Source organism: Pseudomonas avellanae BPIC 631 (genome assembly GCF_000444135.1).
GTDB classification, from domain to species: Bacteria; Pseudomonadota; Gammaproteobacteria; order Pseudomonadales; family Pseudomonadaceae; genus Aquipseudomonas; species Aquipseudomonas avellanae.
Genome location: NZ_ATDK01000433.1, coordinates 1 through 3,648 on the forward strand (window position 1 = coordinate 1; position 3,648 = coordinate 3,648).

The following is a 3,648-nucleotide window of genomic DNA, read 5'->3' on the forward strand; positions in this document are numbered from 1 at the left end:
CCGAGGCGGCTGGTTTTGCTACCGGTTCCCGGCAGTTCGCGGACGAGTCCGCTCCCACACAAGCGAAGCGTCGCCCGGTCCGCGCTGATAACGCCAATCAGAACGTGGCGTTTGCCAGACCGTCCAGGTAGCGCTCGACGTCCAGTGCAGCCATGCAGCCTGCGCCTGCCGAGGTGATTGCCTGGCGGTAAACGTGGTCAGCCACATCACCGGCCGCGAATACACCTTCAACGCTGGTGGCAGTTGCATTGCCTTCACGGCCCCCGTGCACAACCATGTAGCCGTCCTTCAACGCCAACTGACCTTCAAACAGCGAAGTGTTCGGCGTGTGGCCAATCGCGATGAACACACCGTCGACTTTCAGCTCGTCGCTGCTGCCGTCATTGTTCTTCAAGCGCGCACCGGTCACGCCCATGTTATCGCCCAGCACTTCATCCAGTGTGGCATTGAGCTTGAGCACGATCTTGCCTTCAGCGACACGAGCGTGCAGCTTGTCGATCAGAATCTTCTCGGCGCGGAAGGTTTCGCGACGGTGAACCAGAGTCACTTTGCTGGCGATGTTGGCCAGGTACAGCGCCTCTTCCACAGCAGTGTTGCCGCCACCCACAACCGCGACTTCGCGATTGCGATAGAAGAAACCGTCACAGGTCGCACAGGCCGAAACACCTTTGCCCATGAACGCTTCTTCCGAAGGCAGGCCCAGATAACGAGCGCTGGCACCCGTGGCGATGATCAGTGCGTCGCAGGTGTAGGTCGCGCTGTCGCCCTGCAGGCTGAACGGCTTGCCGGCCAGATCGACGGAATTGATGTGGTCGAAAACGATTTCAGTCTCGAAACGCTCGGCGTGCTCGCGCATGCGCTCCATTAGTGCTGGGCCGGTCAGACCATGCGGGTCGCCGGGCCAGTTGTCGACTTCGGTGGTCATGGTTAATTGACCGCCAGCCTGCATGCCGGTGATCAACAGTGGCTTGAGGTTGGCGCGGGCGGCATAGACCGCAGCGCTGTAGCCGGCAGGGCCGGAGCCGAGAATAATGACTCGGGAATGACGTACGTCTGACATGACACGCTCCTATCGACCGACTGTTCAAGCCGCAATCGAAACAGCTGGATAAAAAAGGACCGCCGAAGCACTTGGGGAAGTGCCATTCTACTCGGCGGATCCTGAAAGTTCTGACTCCTGAGACAGGTCCTGAAATTGGTGCCAAGCCTATCGGGGTAGCAGAGGTTAAGGAAATATCGTTTCACAATCCACCCCATAGGTCACTTCTATAAGGTGGCCGGGCCACGGCGCTGTACTCGCATCAATACTCAGCCTTGGCGAGCGCAGGCTACATGCCGCTGAAGGTCCTGAGCGCTGACATCCATCAGCTCTTTCACGGCTATCACAAAGCCGGTAAGGTCACGCCTTTCAAGCATTCGGAGGCTGCCATGCCCGCTCCTGCCCTGACCGGCCCGCAATACCTGAGGGAAGGCCTGAAACTGGTCCTCAGCCCTGGCCTGCGCCTGTTTGTTCTGCTGCCGCTGAGCATCAACATCGTGTTGTTCTGCGGCCTGATCTACCTGGCGGTGCATCAGTTCGAGCTGTGGGTCGACACATTCATGCCCACCCTCCCTCATTGGCTGAGCTTTCTCAGCTATATCCTCTGGCCACTGTTTGTCGCACTGGTGCTGCTGATGGTGTTTTTCACCTTCACCGTGGTTGCCAACATCATCGCCGCGCCGTTCAACGGGTTCCTCTCCGAAAAAGTGGAAGCAGTGATTCGTGGCGTGGATGAATCGCCGGATTTCAGCTGGGCCGAACTGGTCGCCATGGTCCCGCGTACGCTGGCCCGCGAAGCGCGCAAGCTGGGCTATATGCTGCCGCGCATGCTCGGGCTGTTCATCCTGTCCTTTATTCCGGTGGCCAACATCATCGCAGCGCCCCTGTGGCTGCTGTTTGGCGTATGGATGATGGCGATTCAGTACATCGACTACCCTGCCGACAACCATAAACTGGGCTGGAACGAGATGCTCGGCTGGCTGAAAAGCAAACGCTGGCAGAGCCTGAGCTTCGGCGGCATCGTGTACGTAGCCTTGCTGATACCGGTGGTCAACCTACTGATGATGCCTGCCGCCGTGGCAGCCGCAACGCTGTTCTGGGTGCGTGAGCGCGGGACGGATGCCTTGCCGGTGACGCAAGCACGCGGCTGAATGCCGAGATGCCGGGGCGTGCAATCCGCGCCCGGCCTACCTGAACGGCAAAAAAAATCTCACGCTATAACTATTTACCGCACTGGGCACTGAAGACTGAGACTTAATAAGGCCTCAAACAACCCGTTTATGTGAAGCGCCCTGCAATCAGACATAACGACACATGAACTTAACAAGGAAGTTAAACCATGAATGACTACACAAACCCTAATGTAATCGCCAAGCAGCAAAACGCTACCGAGATCAAAGAAAAAATTCGAGCTTTTCTGGTAAGCGAGCTTTCCGAGTGGTCGATCGATCCAGACAAGGTCTATATCAACGCTATAAACAACGCGCAGGACAGCCTGGTTATTTTCTCCGCCTCGCTCGCTGAGGACGCATGGAACCGTGTTTACGAAAACGATGCTCCAGTCTACTCCACGCAAGCCGCCGGTCTGTTCAGCGAGGCGTATTCGTATGCAGACGAACATCGCCTGGCTGCACCGGATCTGGCAAAAGTGGGCGAACTGATCGGCCAGCTGGTTAGTGACCTGGGCTAATCGACCTGATTGACAGGCTGCGTGACGACAACGCCTGAAAGAGCGCCGGACAGATAATGAATTATCTGTCCGGTACTTCTTCTGGTATGAACACTGCCTAGCCTAAAGTAGAAGTGGAGAGATAGGTCGGCATACTCATTAACCACATGGCACACCCGGCGACAATCCAGAAACCATTGGCAAGTGTTAACCTTGAGTTGCTGCTCCCGTCCGGATCATGCGCGGCGATATTTATCTTTGACTGCACCAGCATCATATTGAAAGTCTGCGCAGTGGCCAGCACAACGACCCATACCAGCCAGCCTCCGACCATTTCGAATCGCAAGTTCCCTGATACACCCTGCGCCAGCAGGATTCCCGCAATGGTCAATACCAGCAGCACCGAGGCGCTGATTGCCCAGTACGCCATGTGACCAAGACCCTGCCGCCGCAGACTTTTATCCACCGTACGAAACAGTGGAAAAGCGTAAATAACGGCAAAGATCAGGCGCACAACAGGCCATACATTGCTGCCCGAGAACTTCTTGTTCAGCGACCAGTTTTGATAAAACCAGTAAGTCGCGAAAAAACCCGACGTCAAAAAATACAGAATAAAAAACTTCTGTAACGACACGACATAAAACTCCGGGCCGCTACTGCCTGACTCAGCCTTATCCAGGCTGGCTTTCGGGGGCGCATACATTAAATCTGACATTTCATGTCCTTCTGAAAAGGGGGCGATACTATCAGACCAACAGAAACCCTGCAAAAAAAATACAAACATAAAGACGCTTCCTACAAGAGAAAACTTCAAGCCTTACAATCAAAGCAAAAAGCGGCGGTTTCAGAGGCTGAGTGCAACACCCGGCTATTGAGTTAGGGATGGACTCTCATGATGCTTGGACATCATTTCCGTCATCATTTCGATAGGGCATCTGTA

General features: G+C 55.4%; 4 protein-coding genes. 2 read left to right on the plus strand and 2 right to left on the minus strand.

The genetic code is table 11. The features are described 5' to 3' along the window. Positions 1-97: 97 nt before the first annotated feature. A complete protein-coding gene (trxB, locus tag DW49_RS0123635) occupies positions 98-1,060 on the minus strand; it encodes a thioredoxin-disulfide reductase (RefSeq protein ID WP_005615313.1) in 963 nt (320 codons plus the stop codon). Between the two features lie 368 nt (positions 1,061-1,428). On the opposite strand from trxB, the gene cysZ reads away from it, so the two are divergent. Next, positions 1,429-2,190, plus strand: a complete 762-nt coding sequence (gene cysZ, locus DW49_RS0123640; RefSeq protein ID WP_024420968.1) for a sulfate transporter CysZ — start codon at positions 1,429-1,431, stop codon at positions 2,188-2,190. Positions 2,191-2,378: 188 nt separating this feature from the next. Further along, on the plus strand, positions 2,379-2,729 hold the full coding sequence (locus tag DW49_RS0123645) for a hypothetical protein (RefSeq protein ID WP_005615310.1): 351 nt from the start codon (positions 2,379-2,381) through the stop codon (positions 2,727-2,729). 97 nt (positions 2,730-2,826) lie between these two features. Here the strand turns inward: DW49_RS0123645 and DW49_RS0123650 are convergent, their stop codons facing one another. Next, a complete protein-coding gene (locus DW49_RS0123650; protein WP_024421447.1) occupies positions 2,827-3,423 on the minus strand; it encodes a hypothetical protein in 597 nt (198 codons plus the stop codon). Positions 3,424-3,648 lie beyond the last annotated feature (225 nt).